The 22,702-nt window shown below is 44.3% G+C and carries 23 protein-coding genes and 1 riboswitch; of the genes, 10 read left to right on the forward strand and 13 right to left on the reverse strand.

All coding sequences use genetic code 11. The annotated features are described in order from the left end of the window. Positions 1 to 8 precede the first annotated feature (8 nt). The 3 genes from AFM12_RS06360 to AFM12_RS06370 are packed head-to-tail and all read left to right on the forward strand — an operon-like array spanning position 9 to position 1,850. Positions 9 to 719, forward strand: coding sequence for an ATP-binding cassette domain-containing protein (locus AFM12_RS06360; RefSeq protein WP_055145474.1), 711 nt, complete (start codon positions 9 to 11; stop codon positions 717 to 719). Beyond that, the gene (locus tag AFM12_RS06365; protein WP_055145478.1) at positions 719 to 1,477 is read left to right on the forward strand and encodes a HipA family kinase; all 759 of its coding nucleotides are present in this window, start codon (positions 719 to 721) and stop codon (positions 1,475 to 1,477) included. The genes AFM12_RS06360 and AFM12_RS06365 overlap by 1 nt, the downstream gene beginning before the upstream one ends. Continuing rightward, positions 1,467 to 1,850: a DUF3037 domain-containing protein gene (locus AFM12_RS06370; protein WP_055145481.1), complete on the forward strand. Its 384-nt coding sequence runs from the start codon at positions 1,467 to 1,469 to the stop codon at positions 1,848 to 1,850. The genes AFM12_RS06365 and AFM12_RS06370 overlap by 11 nt, the downstream gene beginning before the upstream one ends. 34 nt (positions 1,851 to 1,884) lie before the next feature. Here the strand turns inward: AFM12_RS06370 and AFM12_RS06375 are convergent, their stop codons facing one another. Together AFM12_RS06375 and AFM12_RS06380 are read right to left on the reverse strand one after the other, a co-directional pair. After that, entirely contained in the window at positions 1,885 to 2,850 is a 966-nt protein-coding gene (locus tag AFM12_RS06375) for a polyprenyl synthetase family protein (protein ID WP_055145484.1), read from the reverse strand. Then, complete coding sequence (locus AFM12_RS06380; RefSeq protein WP_055145487.1) at positions 2,850 to 4,187, reverse strand: APC family permease; 1,338 nt, start codon at positions 4,185 to 4,187, stop codon at positions 2,850 to 2,852. Before AFM12_RS06380 ends, AFM12_RS06375 begins: the two co-directional genes overlap by 1 nt. 139 nt (positions 4,188 to 4,326) lie before the next feature. Here AFM12_RS06380 and crcB point away from each other — a divergent pair, with 139 nt between their 5' ends. Beyond that, positions 4,327 to 4,686, forward strand: coding sequence for a fluoride efflux transporter CrcB (crcB, locus tag AFM12_RS06385; protein ID WP_055145490.1), 360 nt, complete (start codon positions 4,327 to 4,329; stop codon positions 4,684 to 4,686). Between the two features lie 92 nt (positions 4,687 to 4,778). Here the strand turns inward: crcB and AFM12_RS06390 are convergent, their stop codons facing one another. Continuing rightward, positions 4,779 to 7,034, reverse strand: coding sequence for a TonB-dependent receptor (locus AFM12_RS06390; protein WP_082391277.1), 2,256 nt, complete (start codon positions 7,032 to 7,034; stop codon positions 4,779 to 4,781). A 101-nt stretch (positions 7,035 to 7,135) separates the two neighbouring features. Continuing rightward, positions 7,136 to 7,233: riboswitch (TPP riboswitch) on the reverse strand. A 116-nt stretch (positions 7,234 to 7,349) separates the two neighbouring features. Here AFM12_RS06390 and AFM12_RS06395 point away from each other — a divergent pair. Genes AFM12_RS06395 through AFM12_RS06405 form a run of 3 tightly spaced genes read left to right on the forward strand, consistent with a single transcriptional unit; the run spans position 7,350 to position 8,491 of the window. Continuing rightward, on the forward strand, positions 7,350 to 7,646 hold the full coding sequence (locus AFM12_RS06395; RefSeq protein WP_055145493.1) for a hypothetical protein: 297 nt from the start codon (positions 7,350 to 7,352) through the stop codon (positions 7,644 to 7,646). A gap of 4 nt (positions 7,647 to 7,650) precedes the next feature. Beyond that, a complete protein-coding gene (locus AFM12_RS06400) occupies positions 7,651 to 8,010 on the forward strand; it encodes a guanyl-specific ribonuclease (RefSeq protein WP_082391224.1) in 360 nt (119 codons plus the stop codon). Positions 8,011 to 8,035: 25 nt separating this feature from the next. After that, positions 8,036 to 8,491 (forward strand): barstar family protein, encoded by a 456-nt coding sequence (locus tag AFM12_RS06405; RefSeq protein WP_055145499.1) that lies wholly within the window; start codon positions 8,036 to 8,038, stop codon positions 8,489 to 8,491. A 144-nt stretch (positions 8,492 to 8,635) separates the two neighbouring features. On the opposite strand, the gene AFM12_RS06410 is transcribed toward AFM12_RS06405, so the two are convergent. The 8 genes from AFM12_RS06410 to AFM12_RS06445 all read right to left on the reverse strand — a co-directional run bounded on the left by AFM12_RS06410 (position 8,636) and on the right by AFM12_RS06445 (position 19,452). Next, entirely contained in the window at positions 8,636 to 9,070 is a 435-nt protein-coding gene (locus AFM12_RS06410) for a DsrE/DsrF/DrsH-like family protein (protein ID WP_055145502.1), read from the reverse strand. Positions 9,071 to 9,100: 30 nt separating this feature from the next. Next, positions 9,101 to 11,704, reverse strand: a complete 2,604-nt coding sequence (locus AFM12_RS06415) for a c-type cytochrome (RefSeq protein WP_055145505.1) — start codon at positions 11,702 to 11,704, stop codon at positions 9,101 to 9,103. Beyond that, positions 11,701 to 12,654 carry a 2-hydroxyacid dehydrogenase gene (locus tag AFM12_RS06420; RefSeq protein WP_055145508.1) on the reverse strand — a complete coding sequence of 318 codons (954 nt, stop codon included), beginning with the start codon at positions 12,652 to 12,654 and terminating at the stop codon, positions 11,701 to 11,703. Before AFM12_RS06420 ends, AFM12_RS06415 begins: the two co-directional genes overlap by 4 nt. Further along, positions 12,651 to 13,142 (reverse strand): VOC family protein, encoded by a 492-nt coding sequence (locus AFM12_RS06425; RefSeq protein ID WP_055145511.1) that lies wholly within the window; start codon positions 13,140 to 13,142, stop codon positions 12,651 to 12,653. Before AFM12_RS06425 ends, AFM12_RS06420 begins: the two co-directional genes overlap by 4 nt. Before the next feature lie 2 nt (positions 13,143 to 13,144). After that, positions 13,145 to 14,314: a mandelate racemase/muconate lactonizing enzyme family protein gene (locus tag AFM12_RS06430; protein WP_055145514.1), complete on the reverse strand. Its 1,170-nt coding sequence runs from the start codon at positions 14,312 to 14,314 to the stop codon at positions 13,145 to 13,147. 87 nt (positions 14,315 to 14,401) lie between these two features. Further along, positions 14,402 to 15,289, reverse strand: coding sequence for a sugar phosphate isomerase/epimerase family protein (locus tag AFM12_RS06435; protein ID WP_055145517.1), 888 nt, complete (start codon positions 15,287 to 15,289; stop codon positions 14,402 to 14,404). A gap of 55 nt (positions 15,290 to 15,344) precedes the next feature. After that, positions 15,345 to 16,298 (reverse strand): ThuA domain-containing protein, encoded by a 954-nt coding sequence (locus AFM12_RS06440; protein ID WP_055145520.1) that lies wholly within the window; start codon positions 16,296 to 16,298, stop codon positions 15,345 to 15,347. A gap of 10 nt (positions 16,299 to 16,308) precedes the next feature. Continuing rightward, the gene (locus AFM12_RS06445) at positions 16,309 to 19,452 is read right to left on the reverse strand and encodes a PVC-type heme-binding CxxCH protein (RefSeq protein WP_055145523.1); all 3,144 of its coding nucleotides are present in this window, start codon (positions 19,450 to 19,452) and stop codon (positions 16,309 to 16,311) included. A 210-nt stretch (positions 19,453 to 19,662) separates the two neighbouring features. Here AFM12_RS06445 and AFM12_RS06450 point away from each other — a divergent pair, with 210 nt between their 5' ends. Both AFM12_RS06450 and AFM12_RS06455 read left to right on the forward strand, forming a co-directional pair. Next, positions 19,663 to 20,052, forward strand: a complete 390-nt coding sequence (locus AFM12_RS06450; RefSeq protein WP_055145526.1) for a DUF4890 domain-containing protein — start codon at positions 19,663 to 19,665, stop codon at positions 20,050 to 20,052. Positions 20,053 to 20,165: 113 nt separating this feature from the next. Next, positions 20,166 to 20,741 (forward strand): DinB family protein, encoded by a 576-nt coding sequence (locus tag AFM12_RS06455; protein WP_055145529.1) that lies wholly within the window; start codon positions 20,166 to 20,168, stop codon positions 20,739 to 20,741. 63 nt (positions 20,742 to 20,804) lie between these two features. Here AFM12_RS06455 and AFM12_RS06460 read toward each other — a convergent pair whose 3' ends face one another. Both AFM12_RS06460 and AFM12_RS06465 read right to left on the reverse strand, forming a co-directional pair. Beyond that, positions 20,805 to 21,143, reverse strand: a complete 339-nt coding sequence (locus AFM12_RS06460; protein WP_082391225.1) for a response regulator — start codon at positions 21,141 to 21,143, stop codon at positions 20,805 to 20,807. 179 nt (positions 21,144 to 21,322) lie between these two features. After that, a complete protein-coding gene (locus tag AFM12_RS06465) occupies positions 21,323 to 22,033 on the reverse strand; it encodes an OmpA family protein (RefSeq protein WP_055145535.1) in 711 nt (236 codons plus the stop codon). Positions 22,034 to 22,179: 146 nt separating this feature from the next. Between AFM12_RS06465 and AFM12_RS06470 the strand changes: the two genes are divergently transcribed. Then, the gene (locus AFM12_RS06470; protein ID WP_055145538.1) at positions 22,180 to 22,650 is read left to right on the forward strand and encodes a hypothetical protein; all 471 of its coding nucleotides are present in this window, start codon (positions 22,180 to 22,182) and stop codon (positions 22,648 to 22,650) included. The last annotated feature ends 52 nt before the right edge of the window (positions 22,651 to 22,702 follow it).

Raw genomic sequence — 22,702 nt, forward strand, 5'->3', positions numbered from 1 at the left:
GGCGGGCAATGTCTATCTCAACCAAACAACTCACCAAGGCCTACGGTAGCCAGAAGGCTATCGATGCCATTTCTTTCGATATTCCGAAAGGACAAATCATCGGTTTTTTAGGCCCCAATGGTGCGGGAAAAAGCACCACGATGAAGATTCTGACCGGCTATATTCAGGCCACAGAAGGTGAAGCTTTCATCAATGGTTTTGATGTTTCTAAAGAACCAATAGCCGTCAAAAACAGCATTGGTTACCTGCCGGAGCATAATCCACTTTATCTGGAGATGTATGTCAAAGAATTCCTCGAATTTGCGGGTTCTTTACATGGTTTACGAGGTAAAACACTCAAAAACAGAGTAGCCGAGGTCATTGAATTGGTCGGTTTAGACAGAGAGCAGCACAAAAAAATTGAACAATTGTCAAAAGGCTATCGCCAACGTGTCGGCTTGGCTCAGGCTCTTATTCATGAGCCCGAAGTACTGATTCTCGATGAACCGACAACTGGTCTTGATCCGAATCAACTGGTGGAAATCAGAAATCTGATCAAAGAGGCCGGCAAAAACAAAACAGTGATTTTGAGTACTCATATCATGCAGGAGGTGGAATCGATTTGCGAAAGAGCCATCATCATCAATCGCGGAAAAATAGTAGCTGATCAAAGTTTGGCCGAGCTCAAAGCTTCCGGACAAAGTATGGAAGAGGTCTTCAGGAGTCTGACGGGAAACTGATGATTGAAATCAGGAATGTACATATTGACCGATACATCTCACCTCTACGTGAAGGTGGTTCATTACCGGCCATTGTGGAGGCCGACGACGGATTTTTATATGCCCTGAAATTCAAAGGGGCAGGACAAGGCACTAAAGCTCTGATCGCCGATCTGATCGGAGCCGAACTGGCCCGGCTGGCTGGCTTGAAAGTGCCGGAGGTGGTTTTCGGCTACCTGCCCGATGGCTATGGCCGCACCGAGCCGGATGAAGAAATACAAGACCTTCTCAAATGGAGTGTAGGCTTAAATTTCGGGATTCATTACCTTCAGGGAGCCATCACCTTTGACCCGGTAGCTCACGAAATTGATGAAACTCTCGCCTCCAAAATTGTGTGGCTTGATGCTTTTCTGATGAACATCGATCGTACGGCCAGAAACACCAACCTACTGAATTGGAAAGACGAAATCTGGCTGATTGATCACGGTGCTTCTTTGTATTTTCACCATAACCCGTCGGCCTGGAAAGAGCAAAGTCAAAGGCCTTTTATCAATATCAAAGATCATGTTTTGCTGAACAAAGCCACTCAATTGAAAGAGGTGAATGAACACATGCTCGCGGCCATTTCAGAGGAAAATATCAAGGCCGTGGTTGAACTGATTCCTGAAGAATGGCTGGAAACCGATGACACTATCAGCAAAGAACTTTACCTTGATTTTTTAGGTGCTCGCAGAACAAACAGTGAAGCCTTTTTAAACGAAGCCATAAATGCCAGATAAGCAGGTTTACGAATACGCCATTGTTCGGTTCTACCCGCAGGTAGAGCGTGGGGAATGCATGAACGTAGGCGTGGTTTTGTTTTGCAAGGCGATGCGGTTCCTGGGCTTCAGATATGCTGTAGACGAAAATAAATTCAGTTCTTTTTCAAAGCATCATACGCTTGAAGATGTCAAACAAAATCTGGACGCTTTTCAAAAAATTGTCAAAGGTGAAAAAGACTCCGGGCTCATCGGGGAGCAAGATATGGCCTCCCGTTTTCGCTGGCTCACCGCCAAAAGAAGCACCATTATTCAGGCCTCTGAAATTCACCCAGGGTATACAGAAAATCCGAAAAAAACCTTAGACCGGATTTTTGAGGAGATGGTGCTGTAACTGATCCGATGGATTGAAGTCCTTGCAAAGGGTTTTATCGGTCCCTCCCAAACAACCACTCTGCAAAACCTCGAAGAATGGCCTTCCGTTCCTCAGGAACTTCCAGCTTTTCGATTCCTTCAAAACCTTTGTTAAAACATTTCGTCATCGCTCCTTCGGCGAGTTCTTTGATGCCAAGAGCATTATAGATTTCGATGACGGCCTGTACTTTCTTTTGTGGCTCAAAATCTTCGGCCCTGATCCAATGGTGAAGAGCCGAGTCAGCTTCCGATTTTTCGAGGGCCTTAAGCATCAGCCAGGTCTTCTTGTTTTCGATAATATCCCCACCAATCTGCTTCCCGAATTTGATGGGGTCGCCGTACACATCCAGAATATCGTCCTTGAGCTGAAAGCCAATACCCAAATTCACCCCGATCTCATACAATTGATTCACAACCTCTTCCGGCTGGCCAGCCGAGCGAGCTCCCAATTCCAAGGCAAAACCGAGCAGAACAGAGGTTTTGAGTTTAATCATCTCAATATACTCTTCCTCCGTTACCGTTTCGCGGTCCGCAAAATTCATATCCATCTGCTGGCCTTCACAAACTTCTGCCGCCGTTCGGTTAAAACGTTTCAGGATCGTTTTGAAATCATTTCCGGGGCTTTCTGACAGGAGTTCATAGGCCGCCACCAGCATCACATCACCGGAAAGAATGGCCACATCACGGTTCCATTTTTCATGGACGGTAGGCTGTCCTCTTCTAAGTGGAGCCTCGTCCATGATATCATCATGCATCAGCGTGAAATTATGGAAAACCTCCACGGCCATAGCCGGTTTGAGAGCCTTTTGCCAATCATCCTCAAATAAGTGATAGGCCATCAGAGTAAGAGCCGGTCGAAGACGCTTGCCTCCAAGACTCATCAGATATTCAATGGGCTCATACAGCTCCTTCGGCTTTTCGCCGTATTGGTAAGTATCAAGTTCGTTTTGAAGTACTTCAAGGTATTTCTCTAAGGCCATCAGGAGCTTTGTTCTTTTGCTTTGAGAAGCAAATAAAGCGGATACGTCAGACAAAGAAAAACGATCGCGAATTTACTGTTTTGCCAATCGCCAAAAACGGTGCCCAGCAAAAAGGCGATGGAGCAAATCAGCATAAACCAGGGCAAAAAAGGATAAAGTGGTACTTTGAACGGTCGTTCTAAATCGGGTTCGGTTTTTCTCAATCGCAATAGTGAAGCAAAACCCATGGTGTAGGACAATACAAAAAAGAATGTGGCTATGTCAGACAAGCGGCCTGAAGTCTCCTTCCCCGAAATCACTAAAATAACGGACAAAAGACCGGTAATCAACAAGGCAATTGCCGGAGTGCCCAGTCCATTGATTTGCAAAGCTTTTTTGAAGAACAATCCATCGCGACTCATGGAAAAAAGAACCCTTGGGGCAAACATCACCTGAGCATTCATCAGGCCAAGAATGGAAATTAAAAGAAAGAGCGTTACCGCTTTTTGAGAGCCCTCTCCGGCCAGAAGTCCAATGGCATCTGCAGCGGCCAACTTACTTTGAGACAATTGCTCAACAGGCAAAACATAAAGAATGGCGGCATTGACCAAAAGGTAAATCACAATAATGGTGAGTACGCCGGCAATCATTGCTTTGGGTAAGTTTCTGGTGCTATCCGTATTTTCCTCGGCAAAATAGGCCGCCGTATGCCAGCCATCAAAGGTGTAAAAAATGGCCTGCATAGCTCCCAGAATAGCTACAAAAAGTCCTCCTTTTGCGGCAGATTGCAAAGCCGAAGGGTCAGACCAAACGGCGTCTCCTTTCACAAAACAAAAGATTACAAAAGCCAGCAGGGCCAATGCTTTTATGGCCGAAACAACCTCCTGCGACTTCCCTCCGACTTTGGTTCCCAGCATGTGAAAACCGGTCAAAACAATCAAAATCAGGATAGATGATGCCGTCAGATGTTCATTCACCAACGGAAAAAGAAGACCAAGATATTCACTGATGGTAAAGGCCCCGAAACCCAAAGAGGTCACCGTGCCCAGCCAACTCGTAATACCGGTGAAAAAACCCACATAATTACCAAATGCCCGACGGGCATAGACATACCAGGCTCCGGCCCTCGGCAAAGCAACTCCAAGCTCAATAGCACATAGGACCCCCAGAAAAGCGTACAGACTTACGGCCACCCATACACCCATGATCAATACAGGGTCACCCAACAGCTGAGCTACCGGCCCGGGCTTACGTAAAATGCCGGTGCCTATGGTACCACCAACCGTAACAGCAATACCGAATCCCACACCCAGTAATTTAAGCAGTTGGTTAGACTTTGGAGAAGAGGAATTGGTCATTTTCACTAGTTTTGAACAATTAACAAAGTTTTTTCGGCATGGCCTCTGACAGGATTGGAATAATCATAGCTCCTCTAAGACAATGAATATTTTAATCGCCAATGGCTCCATTTGACCTTTGAAGATATAAATTTAACACATGAAAACGCTCTTGTATATTTTCATCGGCGGCGGTACAGGCAGCATTGCCCGTTACCTGATTGCCCGGTTTAGTGTCAATAACCTGCCGCATCATTTGCCTTTCGGAACCATCATTGCCAATGTGCTGGCGAGTTTGATATTAGGATTTGTGGCCGTGAAAACCTTTCAGTCAGAGCAGGTCTGGAAACCTATGATAGCCATCGGATTTTGCGGTGGATTCAGTACCTACTCTACGTTCAGTAATGAGACTTTTAAGTTACTCCAAAACGCCGAATATGGTACAGCTTTGCTTCATATTGGCCTGAATCTTTTCCTTTGCCTTGGAGCTATTGGCTTGGGGATGGCTATAGGGAGATGAAGCATAATCTAAGAGAAACAGATCAGACCCGCTGTGAAAATAATCGTGGCACGACCTAGCTCTTCCAAGTTTAGTCGTGCCACAATTTTTCATTAAAACCTCAATTTCACCGCCGCCAGGAAGTTAGTACCAGCCTGCGGATACAGGAAGTTATCCGTTATTTTACCACCATAGAGATAGCTGTACGTATAACCATTGGACGAATACTTTGTATTGAAAAGGTTATTGACCAATAAACTCAGACCAATGTTTTTGGCCCAAGCACTTTTCAGATTGGCATTGATTCTTAAATCATTGACAAAATAAGCAGCAATCACACGGTCTTCATTTGAAGTGTTGTCCAGATATTGCTTGCCAACATATTTTGGAAGCAATGCAATTTCAAGCTCCTTAACCGGTGTAAATCTCAACATACCACCAGCAATGATATTTGGTGAAAAAGCAATGTTTGTATTTTCAAAGGTGTTGACCTCGTTTGGACTATCATCATAGCTTGGTACTACCTCAGTAAAGCTTTTGATCTTATTCTGGCTCAAAGTCATATTGGCTGAAAGCAATATTTTCTCACCAAGTTTCTGAGCTGCCTGAAGTTCAATGCCCGCTCTGAAACTCTCAGGCACGTTCACTCTTACGGCCTCACCAACATTATTGATGGCACCGGTAAGGACCAGCTGATCTTTGTAATTCATCAAGTACCCATTCAGCTCCAGCTGCGTATTGGGCTTTAAAAAACGATAGCCTAGCTCTAAGTCATGAAGTGTTTCAGGCCTTGGAGCCTGTGCACCAACTGTGGAAGTTGCGTCTACAATATCCTGACGACTTGGCTCCTTGTTGCCTACAGCAAAAGAAGCATATGCTGAACTGTATTGATCAAAAACAAGATTGGTCCCTAGCTTAGGATTCACAAAATTGAAAGAATTTGAAGTATTTACACTTTGCAAAGCATCAGCAATACCGTCTATTTCAAGACCAACGGCACGGAATTGCAAGTCTGCAAAAACATTCCAGTTGGCTGTCATTTGATAATACCCTTTTCCGTAGATATTAAAGTCTTTTTTGACACCGGTATTCTCATACCAACGTTCTCGGATTTCGCTGTTTGAAGCATACTGAGCCCAGATAATCTCCCCGAAATGATCTCCATCGTACTGATTCCAGCCTCCGCCAAAAGAACCCGTGAGCTTACTACTTTTCCCTTCGTAATCAAGTGACCAAACGGCCCCATAGAAATGATTATCAAGCCATTTTCTTCTGATCAGGTCGGTTTCTTCAATCGTCGTTTCACCGATAGTTACATTTTCCAAACCGTAATCTGCAAAAGCCGCTCCGTCACGGTATTGCTCGTAATACCCTCTTCCGTACGTATAATGAAGAGTGGGATTGAATCGCCAGTTGGCTCCAATTTTAAAAGAGCTGATCAGCTGCACATGATCCTGTTGATAGTTATCAACTTCATTATCGTAGCTGTAGAAATTGTAGGTACGTCCGGTATTCCAGATTTCATTCGCTGTTTGTTCGTCAAGCCAGTTATTGGCGACGAAAGCATCGAATTTGTCTCGGTCGCCTAGAGCAAGCCCCTCCGGCACACCGTACCAGGATTGATAGGTTTTCTCTTTGCCGCCGAAAACATTAAGACGGACAAAGTTCTGTTTGTCATAAAAACCTCCACTCAGGTAAAACGAATTGAGGTCAGAGGACGCTCTGTCCACGTAACCATCAGACACAATTTTTGAGAAACGGGCGTCCATCACAAAATGGTCTTTGATAAGACCTGTGCTACTCAATGCGTTAATTTTCTTAGTATTGAAGGAGCCAATGGAGGTGTTAATCTCAGAGAATGCCTCACGATTCAGTTGCAAAGTATTGACATTGACAGTACCTCCGAAAGCCCCTGCTCCGTTGGTACTTGTTCCCACTCCACGCTGCACCTGAATGCTACTTACTGAGGAAGCGAAGTCAGGCATATTTACCCAGAAAACACCTTGCGACTCGGAGTCGTTATAGGGGATTCCGTTCAGAGTCACATTAATTCGAGTGGCATCTGTACCTCTTATTCGGATACCTGTGTAACCGATACCCGCCCCAGCGTCTGAGGTAATTACCACCGAAGGCAGTTGATTGAGAAGAAAAGGAATGTCCTGACCAAGGTTCTGTTTTTCCAGTTCTTTTTTACGAACTGTAGAAAAGGCCATACCGGTCTTTTCGTTGGCACGGGTGGCATTAACCACCACCTCACTCAGGTCAATAGACGAAAGTGTATCTACCTGTGCGGCAGAAGGTTTTGAGCATAAAAAGGCTGCAATTGCAAAGCCCGTTTTGAGTTTGTTAAAATTGGTTTTGTTGTTCATAATTATTCTTTCCAAGAATTATTACGAAGCAATCAAGGAGCAAAATCGCTGTCGTTTTGGTTGACAAAAATTTTGAAATAGTATTGAGGAATCAGTGCGTCCACTAACTCTTCTCAAATTCCCTGCGTCGGTTCTAACCGCATCAGGTTCTATGGGTATGATCTCAGCCCGTTTTGTTAAGGCACCCCTTTTGAGATTTCTTTGCAAAGATAAACCGATTCTCATCGCAATACGTTATAATTGGTAAAGAATTAAGACGAAACCCTATCGGGAATGTAGAATTCCACTTTGAAGTTTCACTATTCCAATTTTTGTATGACACAGTACATGGTCGAGTTTGATTTACCAACACCCTATTCAGAGGAATTTCTTGCGAAAATCCCTCTGCAAAAAATGGTGGTAGATGAGCTCATGGAAGAAGGTAAGATTATTTCTTACGCTCTCTCTATGGACCGGGCCAGGCTATGGATGGTGCTGAACGCCGACAGCGAATTTGCTGTGCTGGATGTGATCAATGAGTTTCCGCTGATTCAGGATATGCATTATATTATTACCGAACTCATGTTTAATCATGCCGGGGCCATACAGGTGCCTGCCTTCTCTCTGAATTAAACCCATGCTTCGCCTTCTCTCTTTTGCATTTCTCTTTCTATCGGTTTTGAGTTGCAAATTGCCCGATACCGGGCAAAACCAACAAGATATTATACCAAAGGAAGCCTACGAGACCTGGGCCTATGTCAAAAAGCATGATAAAGCTCCTAAGGGCTACGTTGGCGGAAGACGATTTGGGAACTACGAGAAACGACTGCCTCAAAAAACAGGAAACGGACAACGAATTAATTATAAGGAGTGGGATATTTATCCCAAAAAGAAAGGTCAAAATCGTGGAGCCGAGCGAATCGTAACGAGCTCTACCGGCCTTGGATATTATACACCAGACCACTATGAAAGTTTTATTTTAATGAACCCTGAATGAAAATTTTTCTATTCATAATACACTGATGAACAATCTCTTTATTACTGACAGCCCGAAGCAGTTTGATGACTTTTCGTTGATTGAAATAGACGCCAAACGCTGTAAAACGCTTCGTGACTTCTACGAAACACTGGCTGAGGTCTTGCACTTTCCTGACTATTTCGGGTTTAACCTTGACTCCTTTGATGAGATCATAAACGACCTCTCCTGGATTGAGGACGAAAGAATTTTGCTTTACTTCAAAAACTCTTCTGACTTTCTGCTTAATGAACGTAATGATCAAAAAGTAATAACCCTATTAGAGTTGCTTGATGCCACCTGCGAAGATTGGAAGTTCATGGATGAAGATGCCGAAAAAGAAACAATCAATGCAGATAGTGAAGAAGAAGAAGAGGATTACTTCATTCCTAAAAAAGAACTGGCTATCGGCTTCTCAGAGAGTGAGCGAATGGAGGATTTTCTGGCTGACCTTTTTGGTTAAATCAAGATGTGAAGCTCGTTAGTTAGATATCCAGGATTCATTCGGATTTCATCCACTCTATTCTGCTGCCTCCCTAATAAACGCCTCCTGTGTTTGTTTATCTGTAGTTACAAACCTTCTTAATTCAGGGCTTAGGACACAGCCCTACGGCATCAATGTCCTAAACCCATTCTCCTGTAAGCCAAACATGTATTGATAAGCTCCGACGGTGGTTTGAATATAAGGGTGTAAATCTTCTTTCTTTACCCCCAAATGGGCCATAGCTACCTGGCAGAGGACTATTTTGACTCCATTGGTCTTACATTTTTCAACGAAAGGAATCAAACTTTCATCTTCAGCTAATTCCTTAACAATGGGTCCAACAACCACAATCTGAAATTCAGAATCCGTAAACTTTGTCCTAAAGTTTTCTCCATTTCTAACACTGGACTCAAAAATTCGTCGGTTTGAGGCCAGAATGGCATATTTCCCATCAGGTTTGATGGAATTCTCCACTTCTTCAATATTCAAGCTTTGTGCATTCGCTGAAAACTGAGAAATGGCCAGGCCGAAAAATACAAGCGTTATAATTGTCTTCATTTCCAAAAGCGTTTTTTCAAAGATAACTCGTTATTTAAACACCTCACTTTCCGGGTTTCCTCCAGAAACCAAATAGGCAAGCAAATCCTTCAACTCCTCTTCATTCAGTGAATTGATAAGCCCGGGTAACATCACCGAAACCTTCGAATACTCCATACTTTCAATATCCGCTTTTTTGACTTCAACGAGATAATCAGGCGTGTATGGGTTTTGGGAGACGGAATAGGCCTTATCAGTTTCATTGATAATCCTGGCGATGATGGTTTCGCCGTTTTTGAGTTGAAATTCAGTAGCTGCGTACTGATCTGAAATCGTTTTACTTGGATCAATGATCGCCTCTAAAATCGCTTCTTTGCTAAAGCGGGTGCCAACTCTGGTGAGGTCCGGCCCGATGTTTCCCCCTTCGCCCTGCATGCCATGGCAGCGGTTGCAGGTGGTGGCGGTGTACATAGCTTTCCCCCGTTTGAAGTTTCTTTGACTAAGCTCTTCGGTGGCCACCTTCGAGGCTTCATCCATATTCCACGCCCTCCAAGGGCCCTCAGGGTAATCTTCGAGTTTCAGGTCGTTACCTGAAGAGGTCAGCATACCACCGCCAGAGAGTTCATCATACTTTTCTCTTTGCTTTTCAGGTACATTATCAAGAGCCATTTTGCGAGCCCTATCGATGAACCCGATATAACTATTACCACCACGGTAACTGAAAGCCTCTTTAAACCATTTGAAATACGTTTCACGCAATTGATTATTCCAACCGTTTTTCGCTTTTGATAATGCCACAGCAAAGTATGTTTGCTGCATCGGCGGTACTTTCTCAAGCATTTTGGCAATATCAAGCCCGTATTGAGGATTCCGTAAAATCAAATCGGCCGAGCTTGTGGCTGTTTGGCCTCCGGCTTGCTGATCTTCTTTTATCGTTTTCATCAAAGTTATGGTCTTCTTAACCACCTGGTCATCATCGAGTTTGACCAAAATATTCACCAATTGACGATTGATGGCTGCTGAAGAGTTTGGATAAATTGTGTTTAACTTTTTGGCAAGTGGACCTTTAGCTGCATCATCCGGCACCTCCATTCGATATAGGAAAACTTCATACGCTCTCAAAAGGTCAAGAAGCTGATCTTCCGATAAGTTCGACAGCGGTATTTTTCCGAGCTCATTAAAAATAAATTCACTTTTTGATGAGCTTCTGGTTAAAGCCAAAAGAGCTGAAATCTTCTTATCCGCTGACGACTCTGAAGCAATTTTAGAGGCCCAGTCCTCTACATTTTGATGTTCCAGCAGAATTCGGGCAGCGTACCGAATGGCCCGGTCAGCATGATCAAGGTTTTGCCAGGCCAAGTCAATATTTCCTTCATTTTGATTCAAAAACTCACTTTCCAGCTTTTGACGAAGCTTACTTTCCGCTGTGATTTGAGTTTTCTCAACTTCAGCCCCCATAGGACCTTCATAATAGACACGGTAAAGGTCAGACTGTAACCGGCGACCTCCGGTCATAAAATATAATGCACCATCAGGGCCAATAACACCATCCGTCAGAGGTAAAGGCACGCCGGATAGAAACTCCTCACGCTCCGCAGTATATGTCGCCCCTTCGGGTTTGAGATGGATGGCATGCATGATACCGAAGGACCAGTCAAAAGCCAGAAGCGATTGCTTATATTTTGCCGGGAATCTGGCGTTCTTGAGATAAATCAAATTAGTAGGCGAACCCTGCCCGATATTCACAACGGCTGGTCTGCTATCTTCAAAATCAGGTGACCATTTGCCATTACCGGTACGCCAGCCGAATTCGCTGCCTGCTGTGGCATGACAAATACGGGTTGGTCTGTACCAAGGCAATCCAAAATCCCACTCCATATCGGCATCATACACAAAAAGGTCTCCAGCGTCATTAAAAGCAAGATCAAAGGCATTTCTATAACCGGCACTAACCAACTGCCAGTGATTAGTTTCCGGGTCCACTTTAGCCAGCCAGCCCCCCGGGGCATGGCGGTTATTAGCATGACCACGAGGGTCAGGAATTGAAGGGAAAAGGTTATCATAATCCCAGGTTTTGGGCAGTAAGTGCTCGTCCATTTCCGGAAAATCGGTGTGATTTCCTGCCAAAACGTACAGCGATTTTTTGTCAGGAGAAAGTACAATACTATGCGGACCGTGCTCTCCATCGCCCACCAGACTTTTCATGAGTTCTAATTTGTCAAACTCATCATCACCATCGGTGTCAGTCAATCTATACAGGCCGCTTTTTTGAGGAAGATCTTTTGTTGACCGGTTATTGACCATCACAAAGAGACTGTTGAACGCATATAAAAGGCCATGAGCTGTACCAATACTTTGCCCAAGTGGCAGCTTTATTTCTTCAATTTCAGGATGCAAATTTGACGAACCAATAGCAGGTATTTTCAACCTGAATAAACCACCGTATTGGTCTGAAGTGATCATACGACCTTTATCATCAAAACACATGGCCACCCATGAGCCCATATCGTTCTCAGAAGGAGAAAAGATGTGTTCGGCTTTAAAACCAGGCTGTAGTTTAAGATTTAAGGTGTCGGCATTTTCTGGCCGGAACCCCCACAGGCTGAGGAAGCCGATGGCCAGAAGAATCAGACTCGTTTTCAAAAAGGTTTTCATGCGTTTGTCAATTGTAATTTATTGAAGATGCAGCCCTCCTGGGGCTCTTCATTTCTTAATAAGGCCAGTACGTTTTGCACGGCATCCACACACATTTTATGGTAGGTTCTGTCTGTTAGGCTGGCCAGGTGTGCAGTAATTAAAACATTGGGCAAACCAATAAACGGGCTGCCTTCCAGTGGTGGTTCGGGGTTGGTTACATCGGCGGCAAAACCACCCAGTTTTTGATTGACCAAAGCCTCATAAACCGCTTTTTCATCAATAATGGGCCCACGTGCCGTATTGATAATTAAAGCTGTTTTCTTCATCAATGAGAGCGTCTTTTCATTAATCAGGTTTCGGGTTTCATCAAAAAGAGGAACGTGCAAGGTGAGAATATCGGCTTCTTTTAGAACATCCTCCAACGATGCGTAAGTGTATGGCAGATAATGCTTTACCGGGTCAGAGTATATGATTTTCATACCCATCGCTTCAGCGATTTTGGCCACCTTTTGTCCTATAGTCCCCATACCCAAAACTCCTAGTGTTTTACCATAAATTTCGTCGCCAGAGAACTCGTTACGCCAGCTCCAGTTACCCTCTTTTACTTTTGAAACGGCCTGAAACATATTTCGCTGAAGCATCAGCATGAGGCTAATGGCATGCTCAGCCACTGTTTGAGAGTTTACTCCCGGGTTATTCAAAACTTTTATACCCTTTTGAGTGGCATAATTGATATCCACGTTATCCAGACCTACACCGGCACGAGCCACCATTTTAAGCTGTGGTAATTGGTCCATAAACTCAGGGGTAATCTGCCCTTTACCTCTGGTAATGACCGCCTCAACATTTTGCTTATCAAGGCTTTCAATATTGAAATCATAAGCTGTCAGAAGTTCTACATCTCCTGCCTTTTGAAGAATGGCCATTGCCGGCTCAGCCAAGGTTTCCAGAAGTACGATTTTACTCATTTAGATTCGTGGTAAAGCGTAGCATCTTTGGATTTATAACCTCTGAAATCATTTCGCCCAGAGACATAGATACCATCCTGATAAAGATCGTCCTCGAGGATTTTTGGATCAATTTTGGTTCCCGGAGGGCAGGATAGTTCCACAAGATTCCCCGAAGGATCACGAATGAAAAATTGCAAAGGGCCATCCGGCAGAACACGGGCTTTCCCCCATGGGCTGATGTCAATGATTCCCAATTCTTTCATTCTCCAATAGACCTCATTAATGTTTTCCATGTGGAAACAGACATGCCCTCTGAATGAAGGTTCCTCATCCCACTCGGTCAGATGCAACTGTTCGGTTTCGTTCACTCTGAAAAAGGCCGTGGGATAATCAAATAAAAAGGCCGGAATGACTTCCAGACCTAGTTCATTTTCATAAAATGCACAGGCTTCTTCAAGATTTTTTACAATCAACGTCACATGATTTATTCCAATAGTCTTTGCCATAGCTAGTTAATTTTTTGTTTATACTCATTTACAAAATCCCAGTTGGGACTTAGGCCCAGTCCGGGAGCTGTCGGTGCTAAAATGTCCCCATTTACTGCTTCAATTTTCTCATTCACGAGCTCATACATCATCGGATTTCCGCCGGATGAGAACTCTATCACCACGGCCGAAGGAGACGCAAAGGCGACATTAACCCCTGCCATAAAAGAGAAGGCCGATCCCCAGCAATGCGGAGCGAGTTCCAGCTGATAAGCCTGAGTCAAAGCCGATACCCGATGAGCTTCAGTAATTCCGCCAATAATGGCAGAATCAGGCTGAACTACATCCAGAGCTTTAAGGTCAATCATATCACGCACATCAAATGCGGTATATTCACTTTCGCCTGCGGCAATCGGAATACTTGTTGACGCACGAACCTCAGAAGTACCTTGTTTATTATCCGGGCTTACCGGTTCTTCAAACCAGTATAAGTCACAATCTTCCACACCGCGACAAAACTTCTTGGCCTCAGGCACACTGAAGGTGCCGTGGGCGTCAGTCATAAGCAGAATATCATCTCCCAAGGCCTCACGGGCGGCCTGAACGCGTTTGATACTTTCCTTCACGGTTTTGTCCATAACCCCCACACGCATTTTAACGCCTTTGAAACCCTTTGACGTATAACTCAAAAGCTGCTCACCAATTTTATCTGCCGAAGCCCAGCCACCACTGGCGTAGGCTGGCATTTTATCCCGACAAGCTCCACCCAGAAGATCCATGACCGGAACGCCCAACTGTTTTCCTTTGATATCCCAAAGAGCGGTATCTACACCACTCATGGCTGAAATGGTCAAGCCTCTACGACCTAAGATCGGGAACTTTCGACCACGATCAAGAGCATAATGATCACGTGTACCGTTATAAATAATTTCCCAAAGCCGGCTGATCTGGCCTGCATCCTGACCCACCAAAGCGGGTTTGATTTCATTTTCTATACAGCTGACGATAGACGCACAGGAACCAGAGGAACCTACAGCCGCTTTAGCCTCACCAAAACCCTGAAGGCCGGTGTCAGTGGTTACGACCACGAGGGTCATATCAAAATCTGTCAGCAGACCATAGTCTGAAGTATGTTGTTTTTCTTTTGGAATAGGGCAACGAAGCCAAAAGGCTTCAATATTGGTAATTTTCATTCAATCTAATTTCAAATCGTTTTTCCGGACCCTGAGTCTGTCCACAGGACTCTGTGAGTCGAAGGGCCGTTGACAAACTTTTTTTTGTTATGATAAATAAGGTCTTAATGTATCAATCGACTTCTGAGTGAGCATTGAATAGAACTCCTCGGTGACTGCAGAGCTACCGTGGTCTTCCAGAAATTTCTTTTGCTCCTTGCTTAGGCCAACGGGGCTCTCATCAATAGAATTCGGGTATGGGTTTGCCGGTGTTCTATCTAATGGTGGACTGAACTCCACAGAAAGAACATCGTCATAACCAATCTCATGAAGCGTTTCTACAGTGGCTTTCCAGTCGATGGTACCCATGCCGGGAGCCATACGGTTATTGTCAGCCACATGGAAACCTACCAACCGTCCCTTGGCTCGGCGAATGGCCGCCAGCGGGTCGGTTTCTTCAATATTCATGTGAAAGGTATCGAGACAAACTCCGCACTTTTCTCCAGTTGCTTTGGCAAGAGCCAATGCCTGATCTCCGCGATTGATAAAATAGGTTTCAAAGCGGTTGATGGGCTCAATGCCAATCAGAATGCCGTTTCCGGTGGCATACTCATAAATCTGCTGCATGCCTTCCACGGCCCATTCCCATTCTTCTTCCGGGCGACCATCTGGGATGATTTTACCAACAGTGCCGGGCACCACTGAGACCATTTTGCCATCTAGCTCGCTCACCATACGGACCACATCTTTGACATACTGTACGGAGTCTGCCCTTTGTTTTTTGTCTTTGGCTAGAAGGTTACGTTGCTCCAGCATCAGCGTTACGGAGCCCCAGCAGGTAAGACCGGCGTCATCCAGCAGTTTCTTAACTTTTTTAGTATCGTATAGTTCAGGACTACCCTGAATTTCCAGACTATGATAGCCCATTTTAGCGATGCGGTTCACGGTGTCTTCAATGGTTTCAGCCCGCATCCAATTGTGAATAGAAATCTTCATTTTCAATAGGTTGTTTCGCGGCCCTTCGACAGGCTCAGGTGCCGGGTATCGTATGTTATGGTATTAAGATCGGTTTAATTCCAGTTTTGAATTCATTGCCAAAGCCGGAGTTATTTGGCTCGTAAGGTTCTGTAAGTTCAGCGTTAATCCCATTTTCCGGAATTTCATCTTCATGACCCAGAGCCCAATAGATTCCATTCAGTGCCAGTTTACGCATGTTCTCAATTTTGAAATCAAAAGGGTGGCCCAGGGTCGTAAAAAATACCCGTGACGCTTTGCCTGAGGTCCCAGTGTAGGTCTTTGTCCATGCTACAGGATTTGTCAATGGATATTTGTCTAAATCACCATTCATTTCATGGTTTGATTTCAGCGACCTTCCCTCCAGAAATGGCTTGCTGTCTCCCGCGAGTTTCCAGTCCCCGCCATCTACGTGATAGAGCCAGGAGTAAGCCTCAAAGGGCTCTACGCCATTGAGAATAGGAGTATCAGCTTCCGGTAGAATACTGACTTCGGTCAGTTTGCCATGACCATCTTCAAAATGCCCGTGATGAGTGATCCACTGCTGCCCGAAAACCTTGGTTGGCCATTCATTGTTCATTTGCTTTTGAGTGGTGTCATTCTTGTATAAGAAAGTATGCGTTGCTGTTCGGAAACCTACCATTGGTCTTCCACTTTCTGCATAGTCAGTGATATATTTCAATTCTTCTGGCGGAAGCTCACGGAAACGGGCAAACATAACCATTAGATCAGCGTCTTTAAGAGCCTCAAGGCCTTCAATGTGGTCAAGACGGTTGGGGTCAATATAGCCGGCAGAATCCACCGAGAAGCAAAGAGAAATCTCGGCACCCATTTCTCTTTTCAGAATTTTAGCCAGCATGGGCATTGATTCCTCCGAGCGGTATTCTTCATCGCCGATGACGAATACCACTTTGGGCTTTTCTGTATCTTCTTTTTCGGGCTGGCAGCCAAAGATGAGAGATAATATAAGTAGTGTTAAAAAGTATTTCATTAGGTTTTGTTTAGAGCTCCTCTGCTGTGTAAAATCCATTTCGGTTTGCTGTAGCTTCTCTTACTTTTTTCACCGTTTCCGGTTTTACGGCCTTTGATAAATTGCCAAAGGAACTGCGAATGTAAGTCAGCACATCGGCAATTTCCTGATCATTTAGCATTCCGCCAAAAGGTGTCATAGGTACCTGACCGGGGTATTTTTTACCCGCCACTTCAATAGGACCATACAGGCCATGAAGTACAATTTTAATGAGTCGTTCTTCATCGCCTTGCACCCAATCATTTCCGGCCAGCGGCGGGAAACCCGAACTTTCAAGTCCTTTTCCATCTGGCTGGTGGCAGGTTTCGCAGAAGCCGTCGCGACTGTATATTTCTTTTCCCGAAAGGAAAGATTTCTGCTCTTCAGAAGAGAGCATAGCTGGCATAGGGCCGTCTTCTTTTTCTTTCGGGATATAAGGCTCCATATGTGCCAAAATAGCATCATGCTGAGCAGTCATCCAGTCGTCAAGTGGCTTTTGGGCAGCTATGGCCAGAACTTCTTTAGCTGTTTCATTATCAAGCCAAGATGCGGCCACCATAGCCTCAAGACGCACCCTCCCGTGCTCATCTGCAGCGGCTTTTTTGAGCAGAGCTACCTGATCTTTGACCTGATGGCCAGTATATCTCAAAACGCGAACGGCTGAAGCTCTGGCCTTGTAACTTTTGGCATTCAAAAGTGCATTGAGCAAATCCTGATCTACAGCGTTGAGTCCCCATGTCACCCATAATGCTTCCAGTATATGGTGCTCGTACTGCGTGTCCGATTTGTCAAGATCAGTTACCCATTTTTTGATGGCACTCAGCACATCACTTTTATTATGCTCACGCAATTCGCGGCGACTGCGATAGCGGGTTCTGTATTCGGGTAATTTCAAATTGTCCAGCAAAGTTTCAATTGATGCCCCATCTACTTTGGCCGGATCCACAAGTGGGCGGGACGGGTAGGTAATTCGGTATATTCTTCCGTGAACATGATCTCTCAACGGATCGCGGGCATTGTGCTGCATGTGACCCACCAGTACATTATGCCAATCTACCAGATATAAAGAGCCATCCGGGGCGAACTCCATGTCTACCGGCCTGAAGTTGGGGTCGTCGCTACGGACTAAATCTAAGCGATGTTGAGTACCATAGCCTGTTCCGTCATCAACTACTTTATGCATCTTGGATCCCAAAAAACCGATTGTATTATTTATCAAAACATCCCCTTGCACTTCATCAGGAAAATGACGGCTGTGTACAAATTCAAGTCCGGAGGTAGGTCTTACCCGATGTTTATCTTCAATCAGATTCTTTGACCGGGGATTACTTAATCCGTATTTAGACTTGATGCTTCCCGGCATCATCCACTCCACATCGGGGCTTGAAGTATAGGCGAAGAAGTTTTGACCCCAATGGTCAAAAGCAATTCCCCAAGGGTTCGGAATAGCAAGCTGAGCCGTTCTTTCCAGTTTTTTCAGTTGTGGAGAATAGCGATAAAAACCACCGTTGGTAGCTCTCACAGTGCCGTATGGAGTTTCCACGTTGGTATGAAGAAAAACACCTTCGCCCATGTAGATGGCTCCTGAAGGGTCGGCACAGAAAGCACTGATCACATGATGGGTGTCATGGTCATCAAAGCCGCTGAGCACTATTTCAACCTTATCGGCTTTGTCATCGCCATCGGTATCTACAAAATATTTAAGGTTGGTGCCTTGTGAAATGTAAACCCCATTCTTTCCGTCAGGAGTAGGAGCAAACTCAAAACCCGCCGGAATGTGTAGTTTATCCGCAAATACCGTCAGCTTGTCGGCTTTGTAGTCTCCGTCTGTATCTTCGAGAATAATCAGTTTGTCGTTTGGTTTCGGGTCACCAGGTTTATAATGTGGATACGTGGGCATTACAGCCACCCAAAGCCGGCCTTTATTATCAAAAGACATTTGAGATGGATTCGCCAGCTCAGGGAAATCTTCCTCAGAAGCAAATAGCTCAATTTTATACCCGGGAGCCATGTGAAATTGACTCATGGACTCTTCTCCGTAAAGGTACCTGGCTTTTCCCGGCAGGGTAAAATTGGTTTCAATGGTGGCCAGCGTTTGAGTATGAGCATCGGCTTTAGCCAGATCATACTCTCCACCCTTTACCGTTTTCCAGATGAGCGTATCTCTGATAGCCGTCATCTGCCTGATTTTCGTTAGCTCATTCGGGTAATTTTCATTGCCAAATGGCCGGTACCTTCTTCCGTAAACGTGAACCCCGTTCGGGATTTTGTAATCATTATGCCAGAAGTAATTCTTTTCCAGAACCGCTTCTTTGACCTTATCATATAAGTTTTGGTCTCCTTTTCTATTGGCAGAACCAAAGACCTTATCGGCCAGCAGAACAGAGAATTTTTGATAACCTTCATCATTAAGCTGAAGGCCATCTATGGTCAGTTTTTCAGAAGAAAACCAGTCTTTACTTGTACTAAAGGCATTGACATAGAGAACATCATTTTGCTTTGCAACCTCCTCAATAGCCTTGGCATATAATTGAAGGTTTTTATTTTCCTCAACACCATCCGGCAGATCGAATTCGTCAGAAAGATCCTGAAACGCAATTGGCGAAACCAGTGCCAGTTGCGGAGCAATACTATCATTATAGACCATGGAATTGGTATGGTCTATAAAAGCCTGCAGCTCATTTTTGAAATTCTCAAGCCCAGCTTCACCGGCATACGATTCTGAGAAACCAAAGCAGGCGATAAGTATGTCTGTTTTATGTTTGCTCAGCCATTCATCAGGTGTTTCAAAATGTCCCTGGCTACCGGAGTTTTGAGCCAGATCAGTCTGGAATTTCTCAGCACCCGGAAACGCCCACGGCGAAACCCGTCCCGAATGTGGCCTGAAACCCGGAGTATCGCCACCATCACACATGTTACGGATGTACAGGTCTTTCTCTGGGTATCGCATGTGCATTTCGGTCTCGAAATATCCGAAATTGATCATACGTGAGCAGAGGTTATTGCCAATAAGGGTAATGTGACTGCCTTGCTCCAGCTGAAGTGCTTTTTCCGGTTGACAAGAAAACATCAAAAAAAGGTAAGCGAGGGTCAGAAAACTCAGTCCAGAGTTTTTTAGGCTATATTGTTTTAACATTAGGGTTTTCGTCCTGAGTTGAATAAAGGATTTCTAAAATAAGAAGAAAGGCGAGATTTAGCTTCATATACTCCACTCTGATTGCAGAAGGCACATGAAATTCAGGCATTTGATAGAATAAATGCCTGTAAGCGTCGATCAAATACTTTAGCTGACAAACCTTTTGGGTAGCCTGAAGTCAAAGAAGCGAACAACAAAAAACAACGTATTATGAAAAAACTAATGATGATTTCGGCCCTGATGGCCCTGGCTTTTGGAACGTATGCACAGCGTGGAGCCAGAAAAGATGTAAAACCTGAAGAGCGAGCTCAAAAAAGTGCTGAGAAAATGAAAGAAGAGCTGGGATTAAGCGAAGAACAATACCAGAAGGTACTTTCTCTCCATGAAATAAGATCGGCAAAAATGGAGCAACGCCATGAAGAAATGATGTCTCGTAGAGAAGAAATGAAAGCTGAACGTGATACTTATCAAAGAGAACTCAAAGGGATTTTGACTGCTGAACAGTATGCATCTCTTGAGGCCAAACGCGAGGAGCGGAAAGAACAGTTTAAAAAACACCGACTGGAGCGAAGAGATGGCGGAGGCCATCATAGAAAATAGAGCATAAGGAACAGACCCTGTGAGAAATCGCAGGGTTTTTTGTGTCAAAATTCAGCTGAAGATTGAGACGTTTGTGTTAAACTTTACGACCTTTCCTCAAAATCAATATTGAAATGCTGAAATACCTGACCCTTTTGACCTTTCTTTCATTTGCTTCTTTTTCACAAGACTTACCTTATCGGGAGATTCCTGAATACCCTGAAAGTTTTTCGGCGAATAATGTCGTAGTGAGGATGATTGAAGGGCTTGCCTTTCGGTATTACTGGGCCACAGAGGGGCTTCGTGAAGAGGATTTAAATTATAAGCCTTCGGCAGGTGGGCGTACCACGTTTCAGACTATTGAGCACATAAACGGACTGGTGAATGTCTCAAAAAATACAATTTTCAATGTGCCAACAGCATTTGGCCCACGGCCTGAGAAGACTTTTGAGGAGTTAAGAAAAGAGACTTTATCAAATCTTGAGCTAGCCGCAAACCTGTTGCGTGAGCACCCAGAAACAGAGCTTGAAGAATTAAAAATGGTTTTTAAATCTGAAAATAGCGAAACCGTGTATCCATTCTGGAACTTGATCAATGGACCTCTGGAAGATGCTGTTTGGCACGTGGGTCAGGTGATAACTTTCAGAAGGTCATCGGGTAATCCGTATAATAGTAAAGCCGGCGTTTTAACTGGTAAAGTAAGCGAATAAGCAGTCGTAGAGGTGTAGACAAATTTCTACATTTCTACACTTTGGCTTTTCAAGATTGTAGAATTATTTAATCAGGTTTACAATGGTAGAAAGCTCAAAAGGTTTTGGAATAAACCGGTCAGCCCCGTTTTGCGTAGCTTCATTTTGCAGGGAACTATAGGCCGAAATCATGTAAACCTTAATTTCCGGGAACTGCGTTTTTATACTGTTGATATGATTGATTCCTAAACCATCCGGCAGGTTATTGTCCAATAAGACAACATCCGGTTTTGTCCTTTTTATAGCCGTAAGGCCATCTGTAAGGGTGTTTTCGTAAGAAACATCCATTGAGTTCTTACTTAGGTATCGTTGCAGTAAAATGCAAATATCCTCCTCATCATCTATTATAAGCACACGTTTCATTTTCCTGTTTGTTGTAGATTAAGTTTCTCTGGTTAGGCTTTGATTCATGTTACCTTATGATGCCAGAGAATCACTGTTCTCGGTATTCAGAATCAAAAAACCATTCCAAAAGACTAATTGTGAACTAAAAAAGGAGATAAGCTTAGCTCATCTCCTTCAATATTGGTTTTAATCCTTGCCTATCGCATTGCCATTTCGTTTCTCAACTCATTGGATGGGATAATCAGAAAATCCACTCTTCTGTTTTTGTTTTTACTGATACTGGTATTGTTTTTAAAGTCCGGGTATTTCTCGCCATAACTATTCACAAAAAAGCGGTTTTCATCTATACCACATCCGTGAAGATAATTAGCGGCCATCGCTGCTCTTTTATAAGCCAGTTTGTCGTTATGCTCCGCTGAGCCATCGCTATCGGCACGGCCTGCAACTAAAATGTAAGTGTCTGGCATTTGCTTCAGGTTATAAGCCAGAGATCTCAATACATCTTTTGATTTCTCATTGAGTGTAAACTCATCTGACTCAAAAATATCTCCCTGATCAAGTGCAACAATTACTCCTTCTCCATATTGCAAAACCGATGCTCTGCCATTCAAATTTGAACTGATCATTTCAGCGTGATGTCCCATGGTATTGGTTAATTTGTAATTCGTAGAGCCTTCACTGGAGTATTTAAGAACTGTGTCAGCCAATGGAAACTCACTCACCAAAGCCACTTCAGTGTACTCTTCCTGTCCGGTAGCTACCTGCATTTCTTTGTTTTCGACTTCGCTTGTCATTTCAGTAGTCTCGTCCATTTCCATAGTATCCGTTTCTGAGTCTGCCTCAGAATTACAGGCTGGTAAAAACAAAACAGACGATACTGCCAATGCAACTAAACTTAACTTTTTCATAATTGTATTTTTTGGTTCTGTGAATCGGGTTTGAAAAGTGTGTTCCTGTGGGGAATTGCTAAGTATGATGTAGAATTAGTGCCTCAAACGTGAAGAAAGTGTGGAGGTATAATGTTTTGTGAGTGTTTTTAAAACAACAGAATTTTATGAAAAAGTTAGTAATTCTTACTTCCCTTATGCTGGCGAGCACTTTAATTTCAAACGCACAATACAAGGCCGCCTTTGGTGTTCGCTTCAGCGATGGGCCTGCCATATCAATGAAATTTGCTACAGGTAATAATGAAGCTGCCGAGGGCCTTCTCAGTGGATTTGGCAATGGCTTGAAAGCAACACTTTTATATGAGTGGCATAACCCCGCCTTCGGGACTAACCAGTGGAGATGGTATTATGGAGCCGGTGCTCACCTGGGAGCCTCTCCAGATAGAAACTGGAGAAACGATCGCCCGGGGCCTGATGGTGAATTTCACGTAGGTGCTGATGGTATCCTGGGACTAGAGCATACCTTCAGGGAGATTCCTCTTAACCTGAGCATTGACTGGAAACCCGAATTTAATTTTGTGAACTACACCGGTGTGGCTCTTCCGGTTTTTGGAGCCACAGGCAGGTTGGCATTTTAAAGAACCTGTTTTATAGCTATGGATGGGGAGGTCGCCTGAGAGGGCGGCCTTT

The sequence above is a fragment of the Jiulongibacter sediminis genome (assembly GCF_001306455.1).
GTDB classification, from domain to species: Bacteria; Bacteroidota; Bacteroidia; order Cytophagales; family Spirosomataceae; genus Jiulongibacter; species Jiulongibacter sediminis.

Excerpts from the sequence above, each read along its gene's own strand:
- AFM12_RS06470 (WP_055145538.1), top strand. The coding sequence starts at position 22,180 with ATGAAAAAGTTAGTAATTCTTACTTCCCTTATGCTGGCGAGCACTTTA.
- AFM12_RS06380 (WP_055145487.1), bottom strand. The coding sequence starts at position 4,187 with ATGACCAATTCCTCTTCTCCAAAGTCTAACCAACTGCTTAAATTACTG.
- AFM12_RS06370 (WP_055145481.1), top strand. The coding sequence starts at position 1,467 with ATGCCAGATAAGCAGGTTTACGAATACGCCATTGTTCGGTTCTACCCG.
- AFM12_RS06405 (WP_055145499.1), top strand. The coding sequence starts at position 8,036 with ATGAACAATCTCTTTATTACTGACAGCCCGAAGCAGTTTGATGACTTT.
- AFM12_RS06460 (WP_082391225.1), bottom strand. The coding sequence starts at position 21,143 with ATGAAACGTGTGCTTATAATAGATGATGAGGAGGATATTTGCATTTTA.
- AFM12_RS06365 (WP_055145478.1), top strand. The coding sequence starts at position 719 with ATGATTGAAATCAGGAATGTACATATTGACCGATACATCTCACCTCTA.
- AFM12_RS06375 (WP_055145484.1), bottom strand. The coding sequence starts at position 2,850 with ATGGCCTTAGAGAAATACCTTGAAGTACTTCAAAACGAACTTGATACT.
- AFM12_RS06425 (WP_055145511.1), bottom strand. The coding sequence starts at position 13,142 with ATGGCAAAGACTATTGGAATAAATCATGTGACGTTGATTGTAAAAAAT.
- AFM12_RS06440 (WP_055145520.1), bottom strand. The coding sequence starts at position 16,298 with ATGAAATACTTTTTAACACTACTTATATTATCTCTCATCTTTGGCTGC.
- AFM12_RS06435 (WP_055145517.1), bottom strand. The coding sequence starts at position 15,289 with ATGAAGATTTCTATTCACAATTGGATGCGGGCTGAAACCATTGAAGAC.
- AFM12_RS06395 (WP_055145493.1), top strand. The coding sequence starts at position 7,350 with ATGACACAGTACATGGTCGAGTTTGATTTACCAACACCCTATTCAGAG.
- AFM12_RS06420 (WP_055145508.1), bottom strand. The coding sequence starts at position 12,654 with ATGAGTAAAATCGTACTTCTGGAAACCTTGGCTGAGCCGGCAATGGCC.
- AFM12_RS06450 (WP_055145526.1), top strand. The coding sequence starts at position 19,663 with ATGAAAAAACTAATGATGATTTCGGCCCTGATGGCCCTGGCTTTTGGA.
- crcB (WP_055145490.1), top strand. The coding sequence starts at position 4,327 with ATGAAAACGCTCTTGTATATTTTCATCGGCGGCGGTACAGGCAGCATT.
- AFM12_RS06465 (WP_055145535.1), bottom strand. The coding sequence starts at position 22,033 with ATGAAAAAGTTAAGTTTAGTTGCATTGGCAGTATCGTCTGTTTTGTTT.
- AFM12_RS06400 (WP_082391224.1), top strand. The coding sequence starts at position 7,651 with ATGCTTCGCCTTCTCTCTTTTGCATTTCTCTTTCTATCGGTTTTGAGT.
- AFM12_RS06415 (WP_055145505.1), bottom strand. The coding sequence starts at position 11,704 with ATGAAAACCTTTTTGAAAACGAGTCTGATTCTTCTGGCCATCGGCTTC.
- AFM12_RS06360 (WP_055145474.1), top strand. The coding sequence starts at position 9 with ATGTCTATCTCAACCAAACAACTCACCAAGGCCTACGGTAGCCAGAAG.
- AFM12_RS06410 (WP_055145502.1), bottom strand. The coding sequence starts at position 9,070 with ATGAAGACAATTATAACGCTTGTATTTTTCGGCCTGGCCATTTCTCAG.
- AFM12_RS06430 (WP_055145514.1), bottom strand. The coding sequence starts at position 14,314 with ATGAAAATTACCAATATTGAAGCCTTTTGGCTTCGTTGCCCTATTCCA.
- AFM12_RS06390 (WP_082391277.1), bottom strand. The coding sequence starts at position 7,034 with ATGAACAACAAAACCAATTTTAACAAACTCAAAACGGGCTTTGCAATT.
- AFM12_RS06445 (WP_055145523.1), bottom strand. The coding sequence starts at position 19,452 with ATGTTAAAACAATATAGCCTAAAAAACTCTGGACTGAGTTTTCTGACC.
- AFM12_RS06455 (WP_055145529.1), top strand. The coding sequence starts at position 20,166 with ATGCTGAAATACCTGACCCTTTTGACCTTTCTTTCATTTGCTTCTTTT.